Below are 25839 nucleotides of genomic sequence, written 5' to 3' on the forward strand. Positions count from 1 at the left end.
ATCGGGTGCATGATCGGGGTATGACCGTCGCCGCCCGTGACCGCACCCTCATCCTGCTCCGCCACGCGAAGGCCGAGGCGGACAACCCCGACGGCGACCACGAGCGTGAGCTGACGGCGCGGGGCCGGCGCGACGCCACGGAGGCGGGCCGCTGGCTGCACGAGCACGGCATCGGCATCGACGAGGTCCTGTGCTCCAGCTCGGAGCGGACACTGCAGACCTGCGAGGCCGTGTGGGAGTCGGGCTGTCCCGAGGCCGAGGTCCGGCACGACCGGCGCATCTACAACGCGAGCCCCGAGGCGATCCTCGACGCGATCCACGACGCGGACGACGACGCCGACATCCTCATGGTCGTCGGCCACGCCCCGGGCCTGCCCGCCCTCACCGAGCTGCTCGCCGACGGCGAGGGGAGCGTCGAGGGGCACCGGGCGCTGGCCGAGGGCTTCGCGACCTGCGGGATCGCGGTCCTGCACTACTCGGGGCGGTGGGCCGACCTCGCGTTCGGCGATGCCCGGCTCGAGCGCTTCCACGTCGCCCGGTCCGAGGACTGACTGGGTGAGCGAGGCCCCGGCGCCACGTCTGCACGGGCATCGGGAGCCCGACCCTGCCCTGCGCCGCGACGCGGTGGAGATCACCGACCTCCTGTGGCGCATCGACGAGGCCGGGCGCAGGCTCCCGGTGCGCCGGTCCGAGGTGGTCGAGCGACTGCTCGCGAGCGGCCAGCGGAAGGCCGCCCGGACCGTCGCGCGGATGCCCGCCCGCGATGACGTGCTCGACGACGAGTGGGTCGACGCGCTCGGGATCCGTGTGCACTGCGAGCTGCAGCGGCTCGTCGAGGAGCTGCAGTTCCCCCGTCGGGTCGCAGCGCTGCTGGCCCCTCTTCTCGACGACCTCAGGGCGGGCGGCGGCGGCCCGGTCCGGGTCGTCGACCTCGGCTGCGGCCTCGGCTACGTCGTGCGGTCCCTCGCCCACCGGGGGCTGCTCGGCCCGGGCGTCGAGCTCGTCGGCGTCGACCTCAACCCCGTCCTCGTCGCGGAGGCCGACCGGCTCGCCCGCGCGGAGGAGCTCGACTGCCGTTTCGTGCACGGGGACGCGTTGCGGCCGGGCGTCGCCGTGGACGACCCCGCCCGCACGGTCGTCATCTCGAGCGGCGTGCTCCACCATCTGAGTCCGGAGTCGCTGACCGCGCTCGCCAGGGCGGAGGCGGCGTTGGGCCTGGCGGCCTGGGCCCACTGGGACATCGCGCCGTGCGGGTGGTCGACCCTCGGCGCGTGGATCTTCCACCAGGCCCGGATGCGCGAGCCGGTGTCGCGCCACGACGGCGTGCTGTCCGCCCGCCGGGCGCACCCCGCCGAGGTGCTCCTGGCGACGGCGCGCTCCGGGGCACCCGAGTACGACCATGCCGTCCACGAGGGGCCGCGCTGGCATCCGGCAGCCATCGACGTGGTGCGCCCCCTGGTGGGCATCCGCCGATGAGGGTCGTCGCGGTCGCCTCGGCCCTTGCCGTGCTCGGCCTGCTCGACGGCGCGCTCGCCGGGTTCCGCTCGTCCCTGGGGCGCCGGGGCGCGGTCGAGCACCGGGTCCGCGACCGGGTGGCGGCCCGCCGCGGGCTGCTCCTCATGGGCGGCCTGCTGCTCCCCGTCGCAGTCGCCACCGGTCTGCACGCGCTCGCTCCGGGTCCGTGGCCGGCCGAGGCGTACGTGCGCGCGGGCACGGCCATGCTCGCCGTGTACCTCCCGTATGCGGTGGTGACGCTGCTCGCCCTGCTCGGGTACCTGGCCCTCGGCTGGCGGTGGGGGTACCTCGCCTCCGCTGTCATCCTCGGGCCGTTCACCCTGGTGCGGCCCCTCGTGGCAACGGCCGGAGTCGTCGCCGGCGCGGTCCGCGGCGACGACGGTGGCGTCACGGTGGGGTGCCTGCTCGCGCTCGGAGCCGTGCTCGCCGTCGAACCCCTGTCGGGGCGCCTGTGGTGGAGCGCCGGTCAGGGCGTGAGGTCGGTGGCGTCAGCCACCCAGCGCCAGTAGCGCGCCCGGTCGGTGTGGGTGGGTCGCGTGCCGGGGAGCACGGCCGTGGGCCGGGGGCGACGGTCGTGCCAGAGGCGCCCGGAGGGCGGAGCGGATTCGGTGGCGAGGACCCAGGTCGTCGTGTCGGCGCCCCCCGCGTCCGAGCGCAGCACCGGCCGGAGCGCCCGGGAGAACGCCGGCAACGAGGCGTCGAGCCCGGGCGTGCCGGCCCAGCCCGGGTGCGTCGCATGGACGGACACCCCCCGGTCGGCCCAGCGGGAGGCGAGCACCGGCAGGAGCTCGACCTGACCGCGCTTGCTCCGGGCGTAGGCCACGGATCCGCTGTAGGACCCCTGGGTGTACTCGGGGTCGTCCACCGGCAGCCGCTGGGTGTACATCCCTCCCGAGGTCACGAGGACGACCCGACCCTCGTCGGCCTCGAGGGCCGGGAGGAGCCGTTCGGTCATCCGGACCGGGCCGAGCACGTGGAGGGCCTGGGTCAGCTCGTGACCCTGCGGCGACTCGGTGCGGCTCGGCGGCAGGGCGCCGGCGTTGTGGACGAGGCCGCGCAGCGGGCGTCCGTCGGCGAGGAAGGCCTCGACGAAGGCGTCGACGAAGGCGTCGACGGAGTCGAGGTCGGCGACATCGCACCGCCACACCCGCGCCGAGGCCGGGCTCCCGGTGGCGGCGCGTACCTCGTCGGCCACCCGCTCGCCCTTGCCGGTGTCCCGGACCACGAGGTGCACGGTGGCGCCGAGCGCCGCGAGGTCGAGCGCGGTCCGCCGGCCGAGGCCCGAGGAGGCCCCGGTGACCGCGACGTCGTGACCGGTCAGGCCACCCGGCGCGGGGTCCGCGGGCCACCCGGGCAGCCGTCGTCGGACCGCGAGGCCGAGATGGGTGAATCCGGGGGCGACGGTGCGGTCCAGGAGGGTGTCGACGGCGCGGGCGAGGCCGAGGGCCACGGAGCGCGAAGGCGGTGCCGAACGGTCTCTCATCGTGTTCACTCACTGACGCTCTCGGTGGCCTGGTCACGACGAACCTACCCACGCGGTCCGGCGACGGGGACGGCGGTGCACGGCGCGGCGAACCGGGGCGTCGCGAGTGCATCCGCCCGGAGCCGCCGGGCGGAAGCAGGGGTAGGTCGCAGCGCCGCGACCCCCACCTGTGAGAGAGGACCCTCTGATGTCGCTTCGTCGCTTCGGTCTCGCCACGGCCGCCCTCGGGCTCGCCACCGCCCTCATCGCCCCGTCCGCGATGGCCGGCACGACGCCGGGGGAGCGCAGCCTGGCCGCCGTGCTCACCTCCGACGGCAACACCTTCGACCGCAACTGGTACGACTACGACCTCGTCACCGAGGCCGTGCTCGCCGTCCTCGAGGAGAACCCGGACAGCGCGGTCGGCGTGCTGACGGACGGCAGCGTGCCCCTGACCGCCTTCATCCCGAACGACCGCGCGTTCCAGGTGCTCGTGCGTGACCTCACGAAGCGCTGGTACACCTCGGAGTCGCGGGTCTTCAGTGCCCTCGTCGACGCCGTCGGGGTCGACGGTGTCGAGCAGGTGCTGCTCTACCACGTGGTCCCGGGCGCCACGCTCACGAAGAAGGACGCCGTGGCCGCCAACGGTGCGGTGCTGCCGACCGCCCAGGGCGGCACCATCACGGTGAAGGTCTACGACCGGTCCGTCCCGATCGTCGTGCTCCGCGACAAGGACACCGACGACGTCAACCCCTTCCTCAACCCGCGGGCCCTGGACATCAACGCGGGGAACAAGCAGATCGCGCACGGCATCGTCTTCGTCCTGCGCCCGTTCAACCTCCCCTGAGCGCGTCCGACCGCTGAGCCCGCCGCTGCTGCCGGGCTCCCCACCCGCCGGGTCGGGGAGCCCGGCAGCCGAGCCTTCGACAGGATCCGGGCCGGCTGCATCCAGCAGCGGGGTCCGCACCGAACCCCAGATGGAGAACATCCGACCGAAGCCCGGACATCGACAGGAGGGGCCACCGTGCACCACGCCACAGCCGTCACGCTGCTGCGCCCTCCCGCCCCGGCGCCGGGGGCCTACCGCATGTCCCTGCGGCTCGGCCCTATCGTGAGACACGTGCACGCAGAGCAGGAGACCGAGGCGGCCGCGATGGCCGACCTCGCGGAGCGGCTGCGCGACGGCTCCCGGGAGGCCCTGGAAGAGGCCTACGCCCGGTGGTCCTCACTCGTGCACACCCTGGCGGTGCGGTCGCTCGGCAACCACCACGACGCCGAGGACGTGACGCAGCAGGTGTTCGTCGCCGCATGGCGCGGGCGCCACACGCTGCGCCCCGACCGGGGCACCGTCCCCGGCTGGCTCGTCGGCATCACGCGGCACAAGATCGCCGACCTGCACGCCGCCCGGGCCCGTCAGGTGCGCGATCTCGGCGCTGCGGCGACCCGCGCGCTGCCCGACCAGCAGGCCCCACCCCCGGACGAACAGCTGGCGGCGCGGCTCCTCGTGGCCGACGCGCTCGACCAGCTCGGGGAGCCCCGGCGGACCGTCGTGCGGCTGGCCTTCATCGAGGACCTCACCCACGAGGAGATCTCGCGCCGCCTCGAGCTGCCGCTCGGCACCGTCAAGAGCCACGTCCGCCGAGGACTCATCCACCTACGACACCGAATGGAGGACGTGCACCGTGAACCATCCCGATGACGACACCCTGGCCGCCCTCGCGCTCGGTGAGACGGCCGACGGCCGCACCGCGACCCACGTCGCCGCCTGCCCCGTGTGCTCGGCCGAGGTCGAGGCACTGCGCTCGACGCTGCAGCTCGCCCGCAGCGGGGCACCGGAGCTGATCGCGCCCCCGCCGTCGGTCCATGCCGCGGTCCTCGCGGCGCTCGACGACGAGAGCGGGAACGGCCCGGCGGACGGGGTGCCCGAGGCCGGCCCTGCCGCCGGCGCCGCGGTCGGCGACGAGCTCGCCCACCGTCGGGCCCGCCGCGAGCGGCGGCTGCCGCTCGGCTGGATCGCCGGCGCGGCTGCTGCCGGCCTCGTGTTCGGTGCCGTCGGCACCCGTGTCCTCGACCAGGACCCGGCTCCCACCCCGACGACCGTCCTCGCCAGCGCCTCCCTCGACACCCTCGACACCGGGGCCCGGCTCGGCTCCGCCGAGGCCGTCCGCATCGGCCCCGAGCTCGACCTCGACGTCCGGACCGCCGGCCTCGACCCCGGGGACGGCTACCTGGAGGTCTGGCTCATCAACCGCGACCTCACCCGCATGGTGTCGATCGGCGTGCTCCGCCCGGGCGAGGGCACCCAGCGGTTCGCCGTCGACGAGTCCCTCATCGAGGAGGGCTACGTCATCGTCGACATCTCCCGTGAGGGGTTCGACGACAAGCCGGAGCACTCCGGCGACAGCGTGGTCCGCGGGACCCTGGCGCTCTGAGCGCTCCGCGGCGGCCGCATGACACGGCCGCTTCCCCCCGGAACCACCCGCTGAGCAGGGGAACGCTTCCCGGGTGAACCGTGGCCTTCTCGGGTCACCCGAGAAAGCGGACCCAGGGTGGGAGGGCAGACGCAGGAGCCCCCGACCGCATGGTCGGGGGCTCCGGTGCGTGGTCGGTCAGCCGGTGGGCATGAGCACACCGTCGATGACGTGGATGACGCCGTTGCTCGCCTCGATGTCGGTCTGGGTGACCGTGACGGTGCCACCCGCGGCGTCGGTGAGGGTGACGGTGTCGCCCTCGACGCCGACCGTGAGCTCGCCGCCCTGGACGGTCTTGACGGCCTGTCCGTCCAGGCCCACGACGTCGGCGGCGAGGACCTTGCCGGGGACGACGTGGTAGGTCAGGACGTCGGTGAGAGCGCCGTCGGGGTCGGCGAGGAGGTCGTCGACCGCGCCCTCGGGCAGGGCCGCGAAGGCGTCGTCGGTCGGCGCGAAGACCGTGAACGGCCCGTCGCCCTTGAGGGTGTCGACGAGGCCTGCGGCCTCGAGCGCCGTCGCGAGCGTGGTGAAGCTGCCGGCCGCGACCGCGGTGTCGACGATGTCGGCGGCGGCTGCGGTCTCGGTGGGGGTGGGCGCCTCGGTCGTCGCGGCGGCCGCAGACGTCGTCGTGGCGGGTTCGGGGTCGTCCGTGCCACAGGCCGCAACGGTGAGGGCCAGGGTGAGGGCGGCGGTGACAGCGAGGGTGCGTCGCATGACGTGTCCTTTTGCTCGGGGGAGGTACTGACACCCTTGATTCCGCCGCCGTGGGCCCAGCGGATGCACCAGATTCGACAAAGTTTCTACACGAGGCGCCCGGAGGGGCGCCGACGGCCCTACCGCTCGCGCCTCGCCCCGTCGACGGCCGCGTCCAGAGCCGCCTCGAGGGGCGCCTCCAGCGTCGCGGCGAACGTCGCCGTGATGTGCGAGCCCTGCCGGTACGTGAGGACGTTGCGGTACTGGCCGCGGCACAGCCCGCCCGGGCAGACCCACGGGTCGAGGTCGGCGTACGTCGCGCCGGCGGTGGCCTCCGTGGCGGCGCGGAGAACGCGCGAGCCCGGGCTCGTCCGGGCCGGCCACGTGCACGCGTCGGGGTCCGCCTCGTGCTGCGCGACGCACTCGTACACCGGCAGGACGTCGCGGTCGGGCGAGGGGGTGTCGGACACCGCGACGACGACCGCGCCGGCGGCGACGACGCGCTCCCACGTCCGGGTCAGCGCCGCGGTGTACTCCGCCCGGGAGGTCCTCCCGTCCGGCGCGAAGGCCGTGCTCTGCGCGGAGGTCGTCACGACGACGTCGGGGGCCGTCGCTCCGGTGAGGCGGTCGAGCACGCGCTCGCCCCAGACCTGACACGTCCGGTACGGCTCACCGTCGATCGGCACCGTCGCCTCGACGGCGGGGCAGCCGCTCTTGGTGTACACCGCGACCCGCCACCCCCGTCGTTCGCCGATCCGTCCGACGATGGACGCCCACTGGCCCATCTTCGAGTCGCCGACGACCGCCACCTCGAGCATCCCGCCGGGGTCGCCGACGACGCACTCGACCACCTCGTCCGACGTCGTCTCGGTCTGGCACCCCCGGGCGTAGACCGGGTCGAGGTCGCGGGTGGCCCCGAGCGGGGTGGGGGTCAGCCGGTCGTAGAGCACCGGGGGGTGCGCCGCGGTCAGGGCCGCGGGCACCTCGAGCGTCTGCCCGGGCAGCGCGGCCACCGTGCGGTGGCCGCGGCGGGCCGCGTCGGCCTCGGACGCCACGTACATGAGCACGCCGATCGAGGCGGCGAGGACCGAGATGACCGCGCCCATGACGAGCGAGCCACGGACCCGCGAACGCAGCGCCTCGCTCGTGCGGATCGGGTGCTCGACGAACCGGTAGGACAGCCACGCGAGGACGACGGAGACCCCGATGGCCGCGCTCCCGGCGACGAGGCTGCCGCCGCCGATGTCGGTCTCCACGCCCGACCAGTCGGCCACGCGCAGGACGGGCCAGTGCCAGAGGTACAACGAGTACGACAGCCCGCCGACCCAGACCATGGTGGGGCGGCCGAGGAGGCGCTCGGGCCCGTGGCGGCCGGCGGCGAAACCCGCGACGATCACCGCCGCTGTCGCGAGCGTCGGGGCCAGCGCGGCCGACCCCGGCCAGGGGGTCGAGGCGTCGACGAGGAGCGCCGAGGCGGCGAGGGCGAGCAGGCCGAGCCAGCCGAGGGCGACCGCCGCGCTCGGGGCCAGCCGGGCCCAGCGGCGGGCCCCGAGCGCGACGAGCGCGCCGATGCCCATCTCCCACAGGCGGGTGGGGGTCACGAAGAAGGCGCGCCCCGGCTCGACGGCGGTGTAGAGGATCGAGAACGCCAGCGACGGCACGATGATGCCCGCCGTGAGGCCGACGCCGAGGGCCCGGCGCGACACCGGGCGGCGGCTGCGCGTCAGCAGCCAGATGAGGACGACGACGGCGGTCGGCCAGACGAGGTAGAACTGCTCCTCGACCGACAGGGACCAGAAGTGCAGCACCGGCGACGGCTCGAGGTCCTCCGCGAGGTAGTCGACCGACCGCTTCGCGAAGAGCCAGTTGACGACGTAGCCGGCGGCGGCGGCGATGTCGCTGCCGAAGACGCCACGCTGGGTGAGCGGGGCGAGCCACCAGGTGGCCCCTGCGGTCGCCGCCAGCACGAGGCCTGCCGCGGGCAGGAGCCGGCGGGCCCGCCGTGCGTAGAAGGCCGCGATGCGCAGGCGGCCGGTCTGTTCCACCTCCCGGACGATCTGGGTGGTGATGACGAAGCCGGAGACGACGAAGAAGACGTCGACCCCGACGAAGCCCCCGGGCGGGCCGAGACCCGCGTGGTAGGCGAGCACGAGGCCGACGGCCAGGGCCCGCAGACCCTCGACGTCCCGGCGCCACCGCGCGCCCCGGGTGCCCTGCCGCGGCGTGCGCTCCGCCGTCGTGGCGGTCATCGGGAGGGCCTCACCGGGCCAGGGTACGGACGGGCCCGCCCGGACGCGGGACGCCGGACCGGTCGCCTCGCGGGATGCTCCGGCGGGAGCGACCCGGCGAACCTAGGATGGCGCGCATGAGCACGTCTCCCGACATCAAGCCCCGCAGCCGCGACGTCACCGACGGCCTCGAGAAGACCGCCGCCCGGGGGATGCTGCGTGCCGTCGGCATGGGGGACGACGACTTCGCCAAGCCGCAGATCGGGGTGGCCAGCTCGTGGAACGAGATCACCCCGTGCAACCTCTCGCTCGACCGGCTCGCCAAGGCCGTCAAGGACGGGGTCCACGCGGGGGGCGGCTACCCGCTGGAGTTCGGGACCATCTCGGTCAGCGACGGCATCTCGATGGGCCACGAGGGCATGCACTTCTCGCTCGTGAGCCGCGAGATCATCGCCGACTCCGTCGAGACGGTCATGAACGCCGAGCGCCTCGACGGCTCGGTCCTGCTCGCCGGCTGCGACAAGTCCCTGCCCGGCATGCTCATGGCCGCCGCCCGGCTCGACCTGGCGTCGGTGTTCCTCTATGCCGGCTCGATCCTGCCCGGCATCGCCAAGCTGTCCGACGGCACCGAGAAGACCGTGACGATCATCGACGCCTTCGAGGCCGTCGGTGCCTGTGCCGCCGGTCTGATGAGCCGCGCCGACGTCGACGCCATCGAGCGGGCCATCTGCCCCGGCGAGGGCGCCTGCGGGGGCATGTACACCGCCAACACGATGGCCTCGGTCGCCGAGGCGATCGGGATGTCGCTGCCCGGGTCGGCGGCGCCGCCCGCCACCGACCGGCGCCGCGACGGCTTCGCCCGCAAGTCCGGTGAGGCAGTCGTCGAGCTGCTGCGCCGCGGCATCACGGCGCGCGACATCATGACCAAGGAGGCCTTCGAGAACGCCATCGCCGTCGTCATGGCGTTCGGCGGCTCCACGAACGCCGTGCTCCACCTGCTCGCGATCGCCCACGAGGCCGACGTCGACCTCACCCTCGACGACTTCGTCCGGGTCGGCAGGAAGGTCCCGCACCTCGCCGACGTCAAGCCGTTCGGACAGTACGTCATGACCGACGTCGACCGGGTCGGCGGCGTGCCGGTCGTCATGCGCGCCCTGCTCGACGCCGGTCTCCTGCACGGGGACTGCCTCACCGTCACCGGGCGCACGATGGCCGAGAACCTCGCCGACATCGCTCCTCCCGACGCCGACGGCAAGGTCGTGCGCGCGATGAGCGAGCCGATCCACCGCTCCGGCGGGATCACCATCCTCAAGGGGTCGCTGGCCCCCGAGGGCGCCGTCGTCAAGTCGGCGGGCTTCGACTCCGACGTGTTCGAGGGCACCGCGCGGGTCTTCGACGGTGAGCGCCTCGCCATGGACGCCGTCGAGGACGGGTCGCTCGCGGCCGGTGACGTCGTCGTCATCCGCTACGAGGGGCCCAAGGGCGGGCCCGGGATGCGCGAGATGCTCGCCGTCACCGGCGCCATCAAGGGCGCCGGGCTCGGCAAGGACGTCCTGCTGCTCACCGACGGCCGCTTCTCCGGCGGCACCACCGGCCTGTGCGTCGGCCACGTCGCCCCCGAGGCCGTCGACGAGGGGCCCATCGCGTTCGTGCGCGACGGCGACCCGATCCGGCTCGACGTCGCCCAGGGCACCCTCGACCTGCTCGTCGACGCCGACGAGATGGACCGCCGCCGGGCCGAGGGCGTCACCCACCCGGAGCCGAAGTACACCCGCGGGGTCCTCGCCAAGTACCGCCGGCTCGTCGGCAGCGCGAGCACGGGCGCCGTGTGTGACTGAGACCGGCCAGGGGGGACCGGCGCTCGAGCTCGTCGGCCTCGTCAAGGAGTTCCGTGGCCGCCGGGTCGTCCACGACCTCTCGCTCACCGTGCCCCGGGGCTCCCTGTTCGGGCTCGTCGGGCCCAACGGCGCCGGCAAGACAACGACCCTGTCGATGGCGACCGGGCTGCTGCGCCCCACCTCCGGGACCGCGCGGGTCCTCGGCATCGACGTGTGGGCGGACCCGGCGGCCGCGAAGGCGGTCATGGGGGTCGCGCCCGACGGCATGCGCCTGTTCGAGCAGCTCTCCGGCCGCGAGCTGCTGCGCTACGTGGGCGCCCTGCGCCGGATGCCCCGCGACGTCATCGCCGAGCGGGCCGACGAGCTGCTCGGCATCCTCGACCTCGCCGCCGACGCGAGTACGGTCGTCGCCGACTACAGCGCCGGCATGACGAAGAAGATCGGGCTGGCCGCGGCCCTCATCCACGCGCCCCGGCTCCTCGTGCTCGACGAGCCGTTCGAAGCCGTCGACCCGGTGTCCGGGCAGGCCATCCGGACCATCCTGCGGCGGTACGTCGCTACCGGCGGCACCGTCGTGATGTCGAGCCACGTCATGGAGCTCGTCGAAGGGCTGTGCGACCGGGTGGCGGTGTTCGCCGCGGGGCGGGTCCTGGCCACCGACACGGTGCCCGCGCTCACGATGGGCGGCACCCTGCACGACCGGTTCCTCGACCTCGTCGGCGCCCGCGAGGTCGCGGGCGACGGGCTCGACTGGCTCGGCGCCTCCCCGGAGGCCTGAATGACCGCGCTCGTCGTCCGCCTGCGGTTCCGGATGTGGTGGACGGCGATGTCGCGCAGCTCGCTGCACCTCGCGTCGTCCGTCCTGGGCGCCCTCGGTGCGCTCGGCACCGTGCTCATCCTCGGCCCGGGCATCGCGCTCCTCGCCGCCCGGCCGGTCGAGCTCACCTCGCTGACCGTCCCCCTCTTCGCGTTCGCGACCCTCATGTGGGTCGTGCTGAGCCTCGTCGCGGCCGGCGTCGACAACGTCCTCGACCCCGCGCGGTTCGCCGTCCTGCCGCTGCCGGCCCCCCGGCTGGCCCGTGGCCTCCTGGCGGCGGCGTGCACCGGCATCCCCGCCGTCATGCTCGCGCTGCTCGCCCTCGCGCAGGTCGTCGCGTGGGCAGGGCACCCGGTCGCCGTCCCGGCCGCCGCGGTGGCCGCCGTCCTCGGAACGCTGACCGCGGTGCTCGGGTCGCGTGCGGTGACGAGCGGCCTCGCCCGGGTCATGACCTCGCGGGGCGGCCGCGTCGTCGGCGCCGCGGTCGTCTCGCTCGCGACGCTCCTGCCGCTCGTGCTCAACCTCGTCCTCACCACCGGATCGGTGGGACTGGACCCCGCCACGTTCGACGCCCGCGGCTCCGCGCGGATCGCGTCGTGGACCCCGGTCGGGTGGGCGTGGGCGCTGCCGTTCGACGTGGCGACCGGCGACTGGGGCGCTGCGGTGGCCCACCTGCTGCTCGCCGTCGGCCTGCTCGCCGTCCTGTGGCGGGGGTGGGTCGCCCAGCTCGAGAAGGTCCTCACCTCGCCGATGACCAGCGGCGGGGGGCAGCGCATCGGCGCCGGGCGCCTCCTGCCCGCGGTCCTCGGCCACTCGCCGGTCGCGAGCGTGGCGGCCCGCCGCATCCGGGCGTGGTACCGCGACAGCCGGCTCGTCGCCATCGCCCTGCGCACCGCCGTGCTGCCGGTGTTCTTCGTCGCGCAGGCGATGTTCACGGGCACCTCCGAGCTCGCGGGCGTCGGGGTCGTCACGCTCGGGATCTTCGCGGGGCTCACCCTGATGAACGACCTCGCGTTCGACGGCCCCGCCTGGTGGCTGCACGTCGCCACCGGGCTGCGGGGCTGGGAGGACCGGGCCGGACGGGCCCTGGCGTCGACCGTCGTCTTCGGCCCCGTCGTGCTGCTGACGTTCGTCGTCGCGGTCGCGCTCGGGGTCATCACCGCGCCCGTGCCGTGGCTGGCCGTGGTCCTCGCCGCCTTCTTCGCGAGCCTCGGGCTGGCCGTGGGCGTCGGGGCCTACCTGCCCGGCACGGCCCCGCGCACCGGGGGCAACCCGTTCGCGGCGACGAGCGGGGGAGCGGCGCAGGGGTGCCTCACGGCGCTCGTCTCGTTCGTCGGGCCCGTCGTGCTCGTCCTGCCCGTCGTCGTCGGCGTCGCGGTCACCTCAGGCCGCCCGGTCGGCCAGCTCGTCGTGCTCGCCCTCGGCACCGGCTACGGGCTCACGCTGCTCCTGGCCGGCATCGTCGTCGGCGGGCGGCGGCTCGACCGCCGGGCCCCCGAGATGCTCGGCCAGCTCGCCCAGGCCCAGATGTGAGCCGGCCGGCCCGCGCCTCGGTCCACGACCACCCGGCGCGGACTGCTTGCCCGGAGCGCGGCCGCCCCCGATGATGGCGACCTGTGCCTCGTCGGAGGTCGCCCCGCGACGCCGACGCGGCGGACCCGACCGTCACCCGAGGAGCACCCCGTGAGCCGCTGGCACCCGCAGGCCTGGAGCATCGTCACGGAGGTCCCGCGCCCCGACCCGGCCCTCGTGGCCGAGCTGGCCCGGTTCCCGACGACCCAGATCGCCGACGGTGGTGGGCCCATCGGGGTGGTCGGCCCGGGGATCGTGCCGATGGTCTCGGCGACCGAGATGTGCGGCCCCGCGGTCACCCTGTGGACCTCGCCCGGGGACATCCTCTACATCCTGAAGTCGCCGGACCTCGTCCGGCCCGGGGACGTCCTCGTGGTCGACGGCGGAGGCCGGCTCGACGCCGCGATCTTCGGGGACATCATCGGCGGGCTGCTCCACCGCGGCGGCTGCGCTGGGGTCGTCCTCGACGCGGCCGTGCGCGACGTCGACGGGATCGAGGCGCTCGGCCTGCCCGTGCACGCCCGGGGCGCCCATCCCGCCACCGGATCGGTCGTGGGGCCCGGGGCGCTCAACGTCGGACTCCAGTGCGGCGGGGTCGTCGTGCACCCCGGCGACGTGGTCCGCGCGGACCGCAGCGGCGTCGTCGTCGTGCCGGTGGGTGCCCTGGAGGAGGTGCTCGAGCGCACCAGCGCGGTCGCGCGCCGCGAGGAGGAGTGGCGGGCCGGCTTCTGGACCGGCGCGGGCGTCGACGAGGTGCTGGGCGTCGACGCCCTCATCGCACGGCAGTCCGGTGCCCTTCCGGTGGAAGCGCCATGACCGTCCCGGCCGCGGACGCCCGTTCCCGGGTCGGGGACCTGCCCATCGAGGTCGTCCCCACCACGGCGCCACTGGCCGATGCCGAGCGGGCCCGGCGGATGCGGGAGCCCGGGTTCGGCCGGGTGTTCTCCGAGCACATGGTGACCATCCGGTGGACCCGGGCCGACGGGTGGCAGGACGCCCGGCTGGGCCCGTACGGCCCGCTCGTCCTGGACCCGGCGACGGTGGCCCTGCACTACGGGCAGTCCGTCTTCGAGGGGTTCAAGGTCTACCGGGGCGCCGACGGCTCGGTCGCGGCGTTCCGTCCGGAAGCCAACGCCGAGCGCTTCCGGGCGTCCGCGCGACGGCTGTGCCTACCGGAGCTGCCGGTCGCGGTGTTCGTGGAGGCGGTCGACCTGCTCGTCGCGCACGACCACGCGTGGGTCCCCACGACGCCGGGCCACACCCTCTACATCCGTCCGCTGCTCTTCGCCAGCGAGCCCGAGCTCGTCGTGCGGCCGTCGGAGGAGTGCCTGTTCGTGCTCACCGCCTTCGTGGCGGCCGACTACTTCCCCCGCGGGCTCACCCCCGTGTCGGTCTGGGTGGCCGACGAGTTCGTGCGGGCGGCTCCCGGCGGCACCGGCGCGGCCAAGTGCGCCGCCAACTACGCCGCCGGCCTCGCCGCCCAGGCTGCGGCAGCCGAGCAGGGCTGCGACCAGGTCGTCTTCCTCGACGCCGTGGAACGCCGGTGGGTCGAGGAGCTCGGCGGCATGAACCTCGTGTTCGTCCGCGGGGGTGAGCACCCCACCCTCGTCACGCCCGAGCTCACGGGCACCCTGCTGCCCGGCATCACCCGAGACTCCCTCATCACCCTCGCGCGCGACCTGGGCCTGGAGGTCGAGGAGCGTCGGATCTCGATGGAGGAGTGGGAGGCCGACGCGCGCTCCGGGGCCATCACCGAGGTCTTCGCCTGCGGGACGGCGGCGGTGCTGACCCCCGTGGGGCGGGTGCGTCGCGGAGGCGCCGAGTGGACGATCGGCGACGGCGGCACCGGGCCGGTCACAACGGCGCTGCGCGAGCGGCTCATCGCGGTGCAGACCGGGTCCGCGCCGGACCCGCACGGCTGGCGACGCGAGATCGCCCCCATCGCGACCGGCTGACCCGCGCCGGCGGACGTGTCCGACGTCACCGTCCCGGATACTGGGACCGGCTGTCTCGCCGGTTGACACGGCCGCGGGCGGCGGTGGACAGTGAGCGCATGGCCCGAGTCCTCGTACTTCGCCGGCGCGCCTGACCTGCACCACCAGGCGCGCTCCCTCCGTCGTCCCACTCCGGGACTGGAGGGTTTTTTTGTGCGTGGACCACGGACCAGCCCCCACGGCGACCAGAGAGCGGTGACCCCCTCGTGAGCGACACCCGACCGGCGACCCCGGCACCCCTCCACCCGGCCCCGGCCCCCTCGCCGGCCCAGGTGGCCCAGCAGGCACGGGCCAAGACCCCCGTCGAGGTGACCGGGGCGCAGAGCCTCGTCCTCTCGCTCGAGGCGATGGAGGTCGACACCGTCTTCGGCATCCCGGGCGGCGCGATCCTGCCGGCGTACGACCCGCTGCTCGACTCGGTCAAGGTGCGGCACATCCTCGTGCGGCACGAGCAGGGTGCCGGCCACGCCGCCGAGGGCTACGCGGCCGCCACCGGCCGGGTCGGGGTGTGCATGGCCACCTCCGGCCCCGGTGCCACGAACCTCGTCACCCCGCTCGCGGACGCCTACATGGACTCGGTCCCGATCGTCGCGATCACCGGGCAGGTCAGCTCGGCCGCCATCGGCACCGACGCCTTCCAGGAGGCCGACATCCGGGGCATCACGATGCCCGTGACCAAGCACAACTACCTCGTCACCGACCCCGCCGAGATCCCGCGGGTCATCGCCGAGGCCTTCCACATCGCGGCCACCGGACGGCCGGGGCCCGTGCTCGTCGACATCGCCAAGGACGCCCTCCAGGCCCGCACCACCTTCTCGTGGCCGCCGAAGATCGCCCTGCCCGGGTACCACCCCGTGACCCGCCCGCACGGCAAGCAGATCCGGGAGGCCTCCCGGCTCATCGCCGAGGCCGAGCGCCCGATCCTCTACGTCGGCGGAGGCGTCATCCGGGCCCGCGCGAGCGCCGAGCTCCGCCGCTTCGTCGAGCTGACCCAGATCCCGGTGGTGACGACCCTGATGGCCCGCGGCGCCCTGCCCGACAGCCACCCGCTGCACCTCGGGATGCCCGGCATGCACGGGTCGGTGGCCGCTGTGACCGGCCTGCAGAAGTCCGACCTCATCATCGCCCTCGGGGCGCGCTTCGACGACCGGGTCACCGGCCAGCTCTCGACGTTCGCGCCGGACGCCAGGATCATCCACGCCGACATCGACCCGGCCGAGATCAGCAAGAACCGCAAGGCCGACGTGCCGATCGTCGGCGACTGCAAGGCCGTGCTCGTCGACCTCGCCGAGGCCGTCGACGCCGACCTCGAGGCGGGCACCGGCGGTGACTACGCGGCCTGGCGCGAGCGGACCGCGGGGTGGAAGCGGACCTTCCCGCTCGGGTACACCGCACCCGAGGACGGCACCCTCTCGCCCCAGCTCGTCATCGAGCGGCTCGGCGCGATCGCCGGCCCCGAGGCCGTGTACGCCGCAGGGGTCGGCCAGCACCAGATGTGGGCGGCCCAGTTCGTCCAGTACGAGCGGCCCAACTCCTGGCTCAACTCCGGCGGCCTCGGCACGATGGGGTACTCGGTGCCCGCGGCGATGGGCGCGCAGGTGGGTGAGCCGGACCGCACGGTGTGGGCGATCGACGGCGACGGCTGCTTCCAGATGACCAACCAGGAGCTCGCGACCTGCGTCATCAACAACATCCCGATCAAGGTCGCGATCATCAACAACAGCAGCCTCGGGATGGTCCGCCAGTGGCAGACCCTCTTCTACAACGAGCGGTACTCCAACACCGACCTGCACACCTCGGTCGGCTCGCGGGTGCCGGACTTCGTCAAGCTCGCCGACGCCTACGGCTGCGCCGGGTTCCGCTGCGAGCGGCCCGAGGACCTCGACGACACGATCCGCGCGGCGATGGCCGTCACCGACCGCCCGGTCGTCGTCGACTTCGTCGTGCACCGCGACGCCATGGTGTGGCCGATGGTCCCCGCCGGGGTCAGTAACGACGCCATCCAGGTGGCCCGGGACACCGCGCCCCAGTGGGACCGCGAAGAGTCCGAGGCCATCGAACAGTCCACCGACGCCGACCACGACGGACGCTGAGGAGACCGCCATGTCGAAGCACACCCTGTCCGTCCTCGTCGAGAACAAGCCCGGCGTCCTGGCCCGGATCGCGGCGCTGTTCTCGCGGCGCGGCTTCAACATCGACAGCCTCGCCGTCGGTGAGACCGAGCACCCCGAGGTGTCCCGGATGACCGTCGTCGTCGACGTCGAGGACCTGCCGCTCGAGCAGGTCACCAAGCAGCTCAACAAGCTCGTCGAGGTGCTCAAGGTCGTCGAGCTCGAGGCCTCCTCGGCCGTCCAGCGCCAGGTGATGCTCATCAAGGTGCGGGCCGACGCCGCCACCCGCAGCCAGGTGCTCGAGTTCGTCCAGATGTTCCGCGCCAAGATCGTCGACGTCGCCACGGACTCCCTGACCATCGAGGCCACCGGGACCACCGACAAGCTGGCCGCACTGCTCGAGGTGCTCGAGCCGTTCGGCGTCCGCGAGCTCGTCCAGTCCGGGATGGTCGCCATCGGCCGCGGGCCGCGCTCGATCACGGACCGGGCACTCCGCAGCGCCTGAGGCGTCAGCGCCTAGAGTCCTGAACCAGACCCCAGCAGCACCCCCGAGATCGAAGGAGAGGCCGCTCCGATGGCCGAGATGTTCTACGACGACGACGCCGACCTGGCGGTGATCCAGGGCCGCAAGGTCGCGGTCATCGGCTACGGCAGCCAGGGCCACGCCCACGCCCTCAACCTGCGCGACTCCGGCGTCGACGTGCGCGTCGGCCTCGCCGAGGGCAGCAAGAGCCGGGCCAAGGCCGAGGCCGAGGGGCTCACCGTCACCTCCGTGGCGGACGCCGTGGGGGAGGCCGACCTCGTCGTCATCCTCACCCCCGATCAGGTGCAGCGCGGCCTCTACGCCGCCGAGATCGAGCCCAACCTGCGCGAGGGCGCCGCGCTCCTCTTCGGGCACGGCTTCAACATCCGCTTCGGATACATCAAGCCGCCGGCCGGCTCCGACGTGCTCATGGTCGCCCCGAAGGGCCCCGGCCACATCGTGCGCCGCGAGTTCGTCGACGGCCGGGGCGTGCCGGTGCTCCTCGCGGTCGAGCAGGACGCGTCCGGCTCGGCCTGGGACCTCGCGAAGTCCTACGGCAAGGCCATCGGCGGCCTGCGCGCCGGCGGCATCAGGACGACGTTCACCGAGGAGACCGAGACCGACCTGTTCGGCGAGCAGGCCGTCCTGTGTGGTGGCGCCTCGCAGCTCGTCATGTACGGGTTCGAGACCCTCGTCGAGGCCGGCTACCAGCCCGAGGTCGCCTACTTCGAGTGCCTCCACGAGCTCAAGCTCATCGTCGACCTCATGATCGAGGGCGGGATCGCCAAGCAGCGCTGGTCGGTGTCCGACACCGCCGAGTACGGCGACTACGTCTCGGGGCCGCGGGTCATCGACCCGCACGTCAAGGACAACATGAAGGCCGTCCTCGAGGACATCAAGAGCGGTGCCTTCGCGCAGCGCTTCATCGACGACCAGGACGCCGGGGCGCCGGAGTTCACCGAGCTGCGCGCCAAGGGCGCGGCCCACCCGATCGAGGCCACCGGCCGCGAGCTGCGCGGGCTCATGGCCTGGGTCGACACCGACCGGGACGCCGACTACGTCGAGGGCTCCGCCGCCCGCTGACTTCCCGACTTCTCATGCTGCGGTCCGCGCGCCACGCCGTCCAGACGGCGTGGCGCGCGGCCGTCAGCATGAAGAGTGGGGAGGCCGGGGTGGGGGAGCTCCGCCGCTCTAGGCTGGCGGGGTGCAGGAGCTCGTCGCCGGCTGGCCGTTCTGGGTCGTCCTCGTCGCGTTCTGGGTGGGGGCGTTCGTCCGCGGGACCGCCACCTACTGGGTCGGCCGCGGGGTGCGGGCCGGGGGAGCGCGGTCCCGGTGGGCGCACCATCTCGACCGCCCGTCCGTCGCCATGGCCGAGCGGCTGGTGCGGCGGGTCGGCCCGCCCGCCGTCACGCTCGGCTTCCTGACCGTCGGCCTGCAGAGCGCGATCAACATCTCCTCCGGGATGCTCCGGATGCCGCTGCGCCTCTTCCTGCCCGCCGTGACCCTCGGCGCCCTGGCGTGGGCGGTGCTCTACACGACGGTGGGGCTCGCCGTCGTCGACGCCTGGCTCGGCGGGCTCTCGTGGTGGTGGGTCGTCGTGGGGCTCGTCGGCCTGGTGGCGGTCGTGGCGGGGGCGAGGACGCTCGCCCGGTCCGAGAGCCGCCCGCCCCCGCCGTCGGGGCCCCGCGCTTGACCGCATCGTGGGCATCGGCGTCCACATGGTGACCGGGATCTACGATGGGAACCCCGGCACAGCGGCGTGCCGGGCGGAACCCACCGTCCCGGTGGGCCCCCAGCCCCGCATCGAAAGAGGACCTTTCGTGACCAAGCCCGTCGTGCTCATCGCCGAGGAGCTCTCGCCCGCGACCATCGACGCCCTCGGACCCGACTTCGAGGTCCGCACCACCGATGGCGCCGACCGCTCCCAGCTGCTCCCGGCACTCGCAGGCGTCGACGCCGTCCTCATCCGCTCGGCGACGAAGATGGACGCCGAGGCGATCGCGGCCGCGAAGAGCCTCAAGGTCATCGCCCGCGCCGGGGTCGGGCTCGACAACGTCGACGTCGACGCCGCCACGAAGGCCGGCGTCATGGTCGTCAACGCGCCCACCTCGAACATCACCTCCGCCGCCGAGCTGGCCATCGGCCTGCTGCTCGCGTGCGCCCGCAACATCGCCCCGGCCAACGAGGCCCTCAAGGGCGGCACCTGGGCCCGCAGCCGGTACGGCGGCGCCGAGCTGCTCGAGAAGAAGGTCGGCATCGTCGGCTTCGGTCGCATCGGCCAGCTCGTCGCCGAGCGGCTCAAGGGCTTCGGCGTCGAGATCCTCGCGTACGACCCGTACGTCTCGGTCCAGCGCGCCGGCCAGCTCGGGGCCCGCCTCGTCACCCTCGACGAGCTCCTCGCCGAGTCCGACTTCATCACGATCCACCTGCCGAAGACGCACGAGACGCTGGGCCTCATCGGCAAGGAGGCGCTCGCCAAGGTCAAGCCCACCGTGCGGATCGTCAACGCCGCGCGCGGCGGGGTCCTCGACGAGGAGGCGCTCGCCGAGGCCATCGCCGACGGCCGTGTGGCCGGCGCCGGGCTCGACGTGTACGCGAAGGAGCCCTGCACCGACAGCCCGCTGTTCGCGTTCGAGTCCGTCGTCGTCACCCCGCACCTCGGTGCCTCCACCGACGAGGCGCAGGAGAAGGCCGGCGTCGCCGTCGCGAGGTCGGTGCGCCTGGCGCTCGGGGGCGACCTCGTCCCGGACGCGGTCAACGTCTCCGGTGGCACCGTCGCCGAGGAGGTGCGCCCCGGCATCGACCTCGTCGAGAGGCTCGGCCGGGTCTTCACCGCCCTCGCCGGCGCGGTGCCCGTCCAGCTCGACGTCGAGGTGTGCGGCGAGATCACCGCGCACGACGTCTCGATCTGGGAGCTCTCGGCCCTCAAGGGCGTGTTCACCGGGGTCACCGAGGACCCGGTCACCTACGTCAACGCGCCGCTGATCGCCAAGGAGCGGGGCTGCGCGTCGCGGCTCGTCACCGACGCGAACAGCGAGGAGTACCGCAACGTCACGACGCTGCACGGCACCCTGGCCGACGGCACCGTCGTCTCGGTCGCGGGCACGCTGACCGGGCCGAAGCTCGTCCAGAAGATCATCGGCGTCAACGGCTACGACCTCGAGGTCCCGTTCAGCCGGCACATGGCGTTCTTCTCCTACGTCGACCGCCCCGGCGTCATCGGCGCGATCGGCCGCCTGCTCGGCGACGGCGACATCAACATCGCCGCCATGCAGGTCTCGCCCGACGAGGCCTCCGGGACCGCGCTCGTCGCCCTTACCGTCGACAGCGCGATCCCCGACGACATCGTCGCCGCGATCGGCTCCGAGATCGGCTCCGACAGCGTGCGGGTCGTCGACCTCGGCTGAGCGACCCTGGTTTCGCGCCGCGGCGGGCCGCTCCCTCGGGGTGGCCCGCCGCTGCCGTGTCCGCGCCACGGAACCGCGCTCACAGCCCGCCTGCACGCTGCGGATCCAGTGGCTCGACCGGTGATGTGACTCGGATCGCCTCGTCGGCGGGTCCACATCGTGGAAGTGGGGTGCCGGATGGTTGGACGTCCTTCTATCGTCGAGGGCATGACGCGGCTCGTGGTACTCCTCATTCCCGGCCGCGGCGAGGCTCGGTAGTCAGCACCCTCGCCGCGGAGACCCCGCGACGCCCGCTGACCGCTCGCCGGCGCACCACCGGTTCGAGCACCGATCCACCCCCATGACGTGCGGCCAGGCCGCGGATTGCGAGAAGCACGATGAACGAGACCACCACCATGGACGCGGCGACGATGGCGCGCCAGGCGCTGCAGGAGTCGATGGACCTGCGCGACCAGGGCCACACCGACGACTGAGCCCGCACGGCCGGCCGTCCCGACGCTTCCACGCGTTGGGACGGCCGTCCGCATCCCGGACGAAACCCCTACGGTGACACCATGACCGACGCCGCGCAGACCGCCGACGCCCCCACCCCGACCACCCTCGACCTCGCGGTCATCGCAGGGGACGGGATCGGCCCCGAGGTCGTCGCCGAGGGCCTCAAGGTGCTCGAGGCGGCCGTCGGGTCCGCGGGCCCCAAGGTCACGACGACGGAGTACGACCTCGGTGCCCGGCGCTGGCACGCGACGGGGGAGACCCTGCCGGCCTCCGTGCTCGCCGAGGTCGCCGAGCACGACGCGATCCTCCTCGGGGCGATCGGCGACCCGGCGGTCCCCAGCGGCGTGCTGGAACGGGGCGTGCTGCTGCCGCTGCGGTTCGCGCTCGAGCACTACGTCAACCTCCGCCCGGCCAAGCTGTACCCGGGGGTGCAGAGCCCCCTCGCGGTGGAGCGCGTCGCGCCCGACGGCATCGACTTCGTCGTCGTCCGCGAGGGCACCGAGGGCCCGTACGTCGGCAACGGCGGCGCGCTGCGCACCGGGACCCCGCACGAGATCGCGACGGAGGTCAGCGTCAACACGCGCTTCGGGGTCGAACGGGTCGTGCGCGACGCGTTCGCCCGGGCCCAAGCCCGCCCCCGCCGGCACCTCACCCTCGTCCACAAGCACAACGTGCTCACCCACGCGGGCCACCTGTGGCGGCGCACGGTCGAGGAGGTCGGGGCCGAGTTCCCCGACGTCGAGACCGCCTACCAGCACGTGGACGCGGCGACGATCTTCCTCGCCACCGACCCGGGGCGCTTCGACGTCATCGTCACCGACAACCTGTTCGGCGACATCATCACCGACATCGCGGCCGCCATCGCCGGTGGCATCGGGCTCGCTGCGAGCGGCAACATCAACCCCGAGCGCCGCTACCCGAGCATGTTCGAGCCGGTCCACGGGTCCGCCCCCGACATCGCCGGGCAGGGGGTGGCCGACCCGACAGCCACCGTGCTCTCGGTGGCGATGCTGCTCGCCCACGTCGGGCTCGGCGACGCCGCCGGCCGCGTGGAGCAGGCGGTCGCGGCCGACCTCGCCGAGCGCGGGACCGCCCCGCGGCCCACGAGCGCCGTCGGCGACGCCATCGCCGCCCGCCTCTGACCCCGGGGACGTATCGGGTCACCCGAGAAACCCGCACCTCACCCAGGAAGCGTTCCCGGGTGAGGTGACGATGTCTCGGGTCACCCGGGAAAGCTGCCGGGTAGCCTCTGCGGCAGAAGCACCGTCGCTCCCCGAGGAAAGGACTGACCCGTCCCCATGAGCCTGACCTTCGACCTCCACCGCCGCTCCGACCCCGCGAGCGACGAGCGACGAGCCGAGATCCTCGCCAACCCCGGCTTCGGGGTCCACTTCACCGACCACATGGCGTCGGCGACCTGGAGCAAGGACGGTGACTGGCACAGCGCGCGCGTGCACCCGTACGGGCCGATCACCCTCATGCCGAGCGCGGCCGTCCTGCACTACGCGCAGGAGGTCTTCGAGGGGCTGAAGGCCTACCGCCACGAGGACGGCTCGATCTGGTCCTTCCGCCCCGAGGCGAACGCCGAGCGGATGCAGCGCAGCGCCCGGCGCCTCGCCCTGCCCGAGCTGCCGACAGAGGACTTCCTCGCCTCGCTCCGGGCGCTCGTGGACGCAGACCGGGCGTGGGTCCCGGCAGCCGGCACCGGCGAGACGAGCCTGTACCTGCGGCCGTTCATGTACGCCTCCGAGGCCTTCCTCGGGGTCCGGCCGGCGAACGAGGTGACCTACTCGGTCATCGCGTCCCCGGCGGGTGCGTACTTCCCGCGGGGGCTGAAGCCGGTGACGCTGTGGATCTCCGAGCACTACGCCCGCGCCGGCGCCGGCGGCACCGGCGCGGCCAAGACCGGCGGCAACTACGCCTCGTCGCTGGCCGGGCAGCTCGAGGGGACCGAGCACGGCTGCGACCAGGCGGTGTTCCTCGACTCGGCGACGCAGACCACCATCGAGGAGCTCGGCGGGATGAACCTGTTCTTCGTCACCGACGACGGGCGGCTCGTCACCCCCGAGCTGACCGGGACCATCCTCGAGGGGGTCACCCGCAGCTCCATCCTCGAGCTCGCCAAGGACCTCGGCCTGGAGCCCGAGGAGCGTCGCATCCGGATCGAGGAGTGGAAGCAGGGGGTCGCCGACGGCACGATCCGCGAGATCTTCGCCTGTGGCACGGCCGCGGTCGTCACCCCGGTGGGCGAGCTGCGCTGGGACGGCGGCGCCGCTCCGTCGACCGCCGGTGAGGAGGGCGGCGAGGTGACCCGGTCGATCCGCCGGGCGCTGCTCGACATCCAGTACGGCCGCGCCGAGGACACCCGCGGCTGGCTCACCCGGCTCGCCTGACAGCGACGTTCTCGCAGGTCACCACGGCTCCGCGCGGGTCCTTGCCGCGCTAGTTTCGGCGGACAGACCTGTCCCCGTCCGTCAGGAGCACCCATGTCCACCGCGCAAGTCATCCTCGTCGTCCTCGTGGTCGTCGTTCTCGGCGGCGCCCTCGCCTACTTCTCGATGAACCGTGGGTCCCGCCACGAGGCTGCCGAGCGCGCCAAGGCCGAGGAGCTGCGCGAGCAGGCCGCCGAGCACGACCGCGAGCTGCGCGAGCGGGAGGCAGCCGCGGCCGAGGCCCAGGCGAAGTCGGACCTCGCCCGCGCCGAGGCCGAGAAGCAGCAGCTCGAGGCCGAGCGGCTCGCGCGTGAGGCGGCTGACCGATCCGCGGCGGCCGGTGAGGTGCGCGACGAGCGCGAGGAGCAGCTGCGGCTCGCCGACCGGCACGACCCGGACGTCCCGACCGACGACGAGGGCCACCGTCGCGACGGACACCACGACGCGGCCGACCCGGCCGCACGCCGCGACCCCACGGCCTGACCCGCGCCGGCACACAGACGGGCGCCCCGACCGCCGTCCCGGCAGGTCGGGGCGCCCGTGCCCGGGGCCGCCCCTACGGGCGGCCGACCTCGTCCTCGCGACGGGCGTCGGCCTCCCGGTCGGTGACGTCGTAGCCCTCGGTCTCGGGGTGCGCGCCGTGCATGCCGCGGGACAGCGCGTACTCCTCCTCGGGGGAGAACACGAGGTGGTGCCGGCCGCGGATCGCGAAGTAGGCGAGGCCGATCGCGAAGAAGACCGCGACGCCGACGATGACCGAGCGATAGTCCGGGTTGAACGGCAGGATGATGAGCGTCCCGAACGAGATGACCCCCGCGGCGACGGCCCCGCCGACCCCGACCGGGCTGCGGTACGGCCGCTCGGCGGTCGGGAAGTTCCGGCGCAGCAGCACGAAGGCGACCATCTGCAGCACGTAGGAGATGACCGCGCCGAAGACCGCGATGTTGAGCAGCTGCCCGGCCACCACGACCGTCGCGTCGTAGGCGCTCTCGCCCGGCTCGTTGCGCAGCAGCGTCAGGAGCACGACGAGGAAGACGCCGATGGTGGCCCCGGCGAGCAGCGCCACGTAGGGGACCTTGCGGCTGCCGGTGAGGGACAGGGCCTTGGGGTAGTAGCCGGCCCGCGACAGCGAGTACAGGTTGCGCCCGGCCGCGAACATGATCCCCTGGAAGGACGCGACGAGACCGGCGAGCGCGAACAGGGCGAGCAGCGAGGCGATGCTGCTGTTGGGGAAGATGGCCCGGAAGCCGTCCAGGATCGGCTCGCCGCTGCCCGAGATCTTCTCGGCGCCGACGACGCCGGGGTTGAGGACGAGGACGAGGAAGGCCGTCGTGAGCAGGGTGAACATGCCCATGAGCGAGCCGCGCGGGATGTCCTTCTGCGGCGTGTGCGTCTCCTCGGCCGCCAGGGGGAGCTCCTCGATGCCGAGGAAGAACCAGATGGCGAAGGGCAGGGCGGCGAGCACGCCGCCGGTGCCGAACGGCAGGAAGCTGCCGTCGCCGACGTCGAAGAGGTTGTCGAACGAGAACTTCCCCGAGGTCACCGCCAGCACGGAGAAGAGCGCCAGGACCGCCAGGGAGATGACCGCGATGACGACCGCGAACTTGAACGACGCCGCGGCGCCGGCGGAGTTCAGGCCGACGAAGATGACGTAGAAGACGATGACCCACAGCCACAACGGCATCGAGAAGCCGATGAGGTCCTGGGTGATGGCATCGGCGTAGGTGCCGGCGAACACGCCCACCACCGCCGTCGTGATGACGTACTCGATGGACTCGGCCAGCCCCGTGACGAAGCCGCCCCACGGGCCCATCGCCGACCGGGCGAAGGAGTAGGCGCCCCCGGTGTGCGGCATGGCCGCCGACATCTCGGCGATGGAGTAGACCATGAGCAGGTACATGAGGCCGATGACGACCGTGGCGATGAGCATGCCGCCCCACCCGGCCTCGCCGATGCCGAGGTTCCAGCCGGAGAAGTCGCCGGAGATGACCGCGGCCACCCCGAGCGCCCAGAGCGACCACGCGCCCGCATGGCGGGTGAGCCCACGCTGCTCGAAGTAGCTCGCGTCGGCGTGGGCGTAGGTGACGCCCGAGGTGGTGCGGGCGGGCCGACCGCCCGAGGGGTTCTGCGACACGCTGACCGTCCTCTCGTCAGGGCCACGGCCCGCCGGGCCGGGGTGCGGCCGTGGGGCGCCGATCACCGTCGGACGGTGCACGACTGGGCCGAACTTTTCGGAGGTTAGACCCGCCAGGCGGCTCTCGTCCATAGGTTGAGCGCGACA

General features: G+C 73.6%; 24 protein-coding genes. 20 read left to right on the top strand and 4 right to left on the bottom strand.

Annotation, left to right across the window (positions count from 1 at the left end; translation table 11 throughout):
- Nucleotides 1-20 precede the first annotated feature (20 nt).
- From Q0963_RS01540 to Q0963_RS01550, 3 genes are read left to right on the top strand one after another with little or no spacing between them, the layout of a single operon-like run.
- Nucleotides 21-551, top strand: coding sequence for a histidine phosphatase family protein (locus Q0963_RS01540; RefSeq protein ID WP_299441456.1), 531 nt, complete (start codon nucleotides 21-23; stop codon nucleotides 549-551).
- A 4-nt stretch (nucleotides 552-555) separates the two neighbouring features.
- Nucleotides 556-1476 (top strand): class I SAM-dependent methyltransferase, encoded by a 921-nt coding sequence (locus Q0963_RS01545; RefSeq protein ID WP_299441459.1) that lies wholly within the window; start codon nucleotides 556-558, stop codon nucleotides 1474-1476.
- The gene (locus Q0963_RS01550; RefSeq protein WP_299441462.1) at nucleotides 1473-2024 is read left to right on the top strand and encodes a hypothetical protein; all 552 of its coding nucleotides are present in this window, start codon (nucleotides 1473-1475) and stop codon (nucleotides 2022-2024) included. The genes Q0963_RS01545 and Q0963_RS01550 overlap by 4 nt, the downstream gene beginning before the upstream one ends.
- On the opposite strand, the gene Q0963_RS01555 is transcribed toward Q0963_RS01550, so the two are convergent.
- Nucleotides 1982-2998, bottom strand: a complete 1017-nt coding sequence (locus tag Q0963_RS01555) for an SDR family NAD(P)-dependent oxidoreductase (RefSeq protein WP_299442439.1) — start codon at nucleotides 2996-2998, stop codon at nucleotides 1982-1984. The genes Q0963_RS01550 and Q0963_RS01555 overlap by 43 nt on opposite strands.
- A 187-nt stretch (nucleotides 2999-3185) precedes the next feature.
- Here Q0963_RS01555 and Q0963_RS01560 point away from each other — a divergent pair, with 187 nt between their 5' ends.
- The 3 genes from Q0963_RS01560 (at nucleotide 3186) to Q0963_RS01570 (ending at nucleotide 5409) form a co-directional block, all read left to right on the top strand.
- Nucleotides 3186-3824, top strand: coding sequence for a fasciclin domain-containing protein (locus tag Q0963_RS01560; RefSeq protein WP_299441465.1), 639 nt, complete (start codon nucleotides 3186-3188; stop codon nucleotides 3822-3824).
- Between the two features lie 273 nt (nucleotides 3825-4097).
- Entirely contained in the window at nucleotides 4098-4676 is a 579-nt protein-coding gene (locus Q0963_RS01565) for an RNA polymerase sigma factor (RefSeq protein ID WP_299441468.1), read from the top strand.
- Nucleotides 4660-5409, top strand: coding sequence for an anti-sigma factor domain-containing protein (locus tag Q0963_RS01570; protein ID WP_299441471.1), 750 nt, complete (start codon nucleotides 4660-4662; stop codon nucleotides 5407-5409). Before Q0963_RS01565 ends, Q0963_RS01570 begins: the two co-directional genes overlap by 17 nt.
- A gap of 177 nt (nucleotides 5410-5586) precedes the next feature.
- Here Q0963_RS01570 and Q0963_RS01575 read toward each other — a convergent pair whose 3' ends face one another.
- Together Q0963_RS01575 and Q0963_RS01580 are read right to left on the bottom strand one after the other, a co-directional pair.
- Nucleotides 5587-6162 carry a fasciclin domain-containing protein gene (locus Q0963_RS01575; RefSeq protein ID WP_299441474.1) on the bottom strand — a complete coding sequence of 192 codons (576 nt, stop codon included), beginning with the start codon at nucleotides 6160-6162 and terminating at the stop codon, nucleotides 5587-5589.
- A gap of 119 nt (nucleotides 6163-6281) precedes the next feature.
- Complete coding sequence (locus Q0963_RS01580; RefSeq protein WP_299441477.1) at nucleotides 6282-8390, bottom strand: acyltransferase family protein; 2109 nt, start codon at nucleotides 8388-8390, stop codon at nucleotides 6282-6284.
- 116 nt (nucleotides 8391-8506) lie between these two features.
- Between Q0963_RS01580 and ilvD the strand changes: the two genes are divergently transcribed.
- The 14 genes from ilvD to Q0963_RS01650 all read left to right on the top strand — a co-directional run bounded on the left by ilvD (nucleotide 8507) and on the right by Q0963_RS01650 (nucleotide 24041).
- On the top strand, nucleotides 8507-10207 hold the full coding sequence (gene ilvD, locus Q0963_RS01585) for a dihydroxy-acid dehydratase (RefSeq protein WP_299441480.1): 1701 nt from the start codon (nucleotides 8507-8509) through the stop codon (nucleotides 10205-10207).
- Nucleotides 10200-10985 carry an ABC transporter ATP-binding protein gene (locus Q0963_RS01590; protein WP_299441483.1) on the top strand — a complete coding sequence of 262 codons (786 nt, stop codon included), beginning with the start codon at nucleotides 10200-10202 and terminating at the stop codon, nucleotides 10983-10985. Before ilvD ends, Q0963_RS01590 begins: the two co-directional genes overlap by 8 nt.
- Nucleotides 10986-12557 (top strand): hypothetical protein, encoded by a 1572-nt coding sequence (locus tag Q0963_RS01595; protein WP_299441486.1) that lies wholly within the window; start codon nucleotides 10986-10988, stop codon nucleotides 12555-12557.
- 150 nt (nucleotides 12558-12707) lie between these two features.
- Nucleotides 12708-13412, top strand: a complete 705-nt coding sequence (locus tag Q0963_RS01600; RefSeq protein ID WP_299441489.1) for an RraA family protein — start codon at nucleotides 12708-12710, stop codon at nucleotides 13410-13412.
- Complete coding sequence (locus Q0963_RS01605; protein ID WP_299441492.1) at nucleotides 13409-14551, top strand: branched-chain amino acid aminotransferase; 1143 nt, start codon at nucleotides 13409-13411, stop codon at nucleotides 14549-14551. Before Q0963_RS01600 ends, Q0963_RS01605 begins: the two co-directional genes overlap by 4 nt.
- Before the next feature lie 245 nt (nucleotides 14552-14796).
- A complete protein-coding gene (locus Q0963_RS01610; protein WP_299441495.1) occupies nucleotides 14797-16683 on the top strand; it encodes an acetolactate synthase large subunit in 1887 nt (628 codons plus the stop codon).
- 10 nt (nucleotides 16684-16693) lie between these two features.
- Complete coding sequence (gene ilvN, locus Q0963_RS01615) at nucleotides 16694-17206, top strand: acetolactate synthase small subunit (RefSeq protein ID WP_299441498.1); 513 nt, start codon at nucleotides 16694-16696, stop codon at nucleotides 17204-17206.
- A gap of 69 nt (nucleotides 17207-17275) precedes the next feature.
- Nucleotides 17276-18307: a ketol-acid reductoisomerase gene (ilvC, locus tag Q0963_RS01620; protein ID WP_299441501.1), complete on the top strand. Its 1032-nt coding sequence runs from the start codon at nucleotides 17276-17278 to the stop codon at nucleotides 18305-18307.
- Nucleotides 18308-18428: 121 nt separating this feature from the next.
- Complete coding sequence (locus tag Q0963_RS01625; protein WP_299441504.1) at nucleotides 18429-18917, top strand: DedA family protein; 489 nt, start codon at nucleotides 18429-18431, stop codon at nucleotides 18915-18917.
- Between the two features lie 127 nt (nucleotides 18918-19044).
- Entirely contained in the window at nucleotides 19045-20631 is a 1587-nt protein-coding gene (serA, locus tag Q0963_RS01630) for a phosphoglycerate dehydrogenase (protein ID WP_299441507.1), read from the top strand.
- Nucleotides 20632-21008: 377 nt separating this feature from the next.
- Nucleotides 21009-21104: a 3-isopropylmalate dehydrogenase gene (locus Q0963_RS01635; protein WP_299441510.1), complete on the top strand. Its 96-nt coding sequence runs from the start codon at nucleotides 21009-21011 to the stop codon at nucleotides 21102-21104.
- 81 nt (nucleotides 21105-21185) lie between these two features.
- The gene (locus Q0963_RS01640) at nucleotides 21186-22268 is read left to right on the top strand and encodes a 3-isopropylmalate dehydrogenase (RefSeq protein WP_299441513.1); all 1083 of its coding nucleotides are present in this window, start codon (nucleotides 21186-21188) and stop codon (nucleotides 22266-22268) included.
- A 156-nt stretch (nucleotides 22269-22424) separates the two neighbouring features.
- Nucleotides 22425-23519: a branched-chain amino acid aminotransferase gene (locus Q0963_RS01645; protein ID WP_299441516.1), complete on the top strand. Its 1095-nt coding sequence runs from the start codon at nucleotides 22425-22427 to the stop codon at nucleotides 23517-23519.
- 93 nt (nucleotides 23520-23612) lie between these two features.
- Entirely contained in the window at nucleotides 23613-24041 is a 429-nt protein-coding gene (locus tag Q0963_RS01650) for a hypothetical protein (protein WP_299441519.1), read from the top strand.
- 73 nt (nucleotides 24042-24114) lie between these two features.
- Here the strand turns inward: Q0963_RS01650 and Q0963_RS01655 are convergent, their stop codons facing one another.
- The gene (locus Q0963_RS01655) at nucleotides 24115-25692 is read right to left on the bottom strand and encodes an amino acid permease (RefSeq protein ID WP_299441522.1); all 1578 of its coding nucleotides are present in this window, start codon (nucleotides 25690-25692) and stop codon (nucleotides 24115-24117) included.
- Nucleotides 25693-25839 lie beyond the last annotated feature (147 nt).

The organism is uncultured Phycicoccus sp. (assembly GCF_947495705.1).
Lineage (GTDB): Bacteria > Actinomycetota > Actinomycetes > Actinomycetales > Dermatophilaceae > Phycicoccus.

Coding starts and splice junctions, on each gene's coding strand:
- Q0963_RS01540 (WP_299441456.1), top strand. CDS start 21: ATGACCGTCGCCGCCCGTGACCGCACCCTCATCCTGCTCCGCCACGCG.
- Q0963_RS01550 (WP_299441462.1), top strand. CDS start 1,473: ATGAGGGTCGTCGCGGTCGCCTCGGCCCTTGCCGTGCTCGGCCTGCTC.
- Q0963_RS01555 (WP_299442439.1), bottom strand. CDS start 2,998: ATGAGAGACCGTTCGGCACCGCCTTCGCGCTCCGTGGCCCTCGGCCTC.
- Q0963_RS01560 (WP_299441465.1), top strand. CDS start 3,186: ATGTCGCTTCGTCGCTTCGGTCTCGCCACGGCCGCCCTCGGGCTCGCC.
- Q0963_RS01575 (WP_299441474.1), bottom strand. CDS start 6,162: ATGCGACGCACCCTCGCTGTCACCGCCGCCCTCACCCTGGCCCTCACC.
- Q0963_RS01580 (WP_299441477.1), bottom strand. CDS start 8,390: ATGACCGCCACGACGGCGGAGCGCACGCCGCGGCAGGGCACCCGGGGC.
- ilvD (WP_299441480.1), top strand. CDS start 8,507: ATGAGCACGTCTCCCGACATCAAGCCCCGCAGCCGCGACGTCACCGAC.
- Q0963_RS01595 (WP_299441486.1), top strand. CDS start 10,986: ATGACCGCGCTCGTCGTCCGCCTGCGGTTCCGGATGTGGTGGACGGCG.
- Q0963_RS01605 (WP_299441492.1), top strand. CDS start 13,409: ATGACCGTCCCGGCCGCGGACGCCCGTTCCCGGGTCGGGGACCTGCCC.
- ilvN (WP_299441498.1), top strand. CDS start 16,694: ATGTCGAAGCACACCCTGTCCGTCCTCGTCGAGAACAAGCCCGGCGTC.
- ilvC (WP_299441501.1), top strand. CDS start 17,276: ATGGCCGAGATGTTCTACGACGACGACGCCGACCTGGCGGTGATCCAG.
- Q0963_RS01635 (WP_299441510.1), top strand. CDS start 21,009: ATGAACGAGACCACCACCATGGACGCGGCGACGATGGCGCGCCAGGCG.
- Q0963_RS01640 (WP_299441513.1), top strand. CDS start 21,186: ATGACCGACGCCGCGCAGACCGCCGACGCCCCCACCCCGACCACCCTC.
- Q0963_RS01645 (WP_299441516.1), top strand. CDS start 22,425: ATGAGCCTGACCTTCGACCTCCACCGCCGCTCCGACCCCGCGAGCGAC.
- Q0963_RS01650 (WP_299441519.1), top strand. CDS start 23,613: ATGTCCACCGCGCAAGTCATCCTCGTCGTCCTCGTGGTCGTCGTTCTC.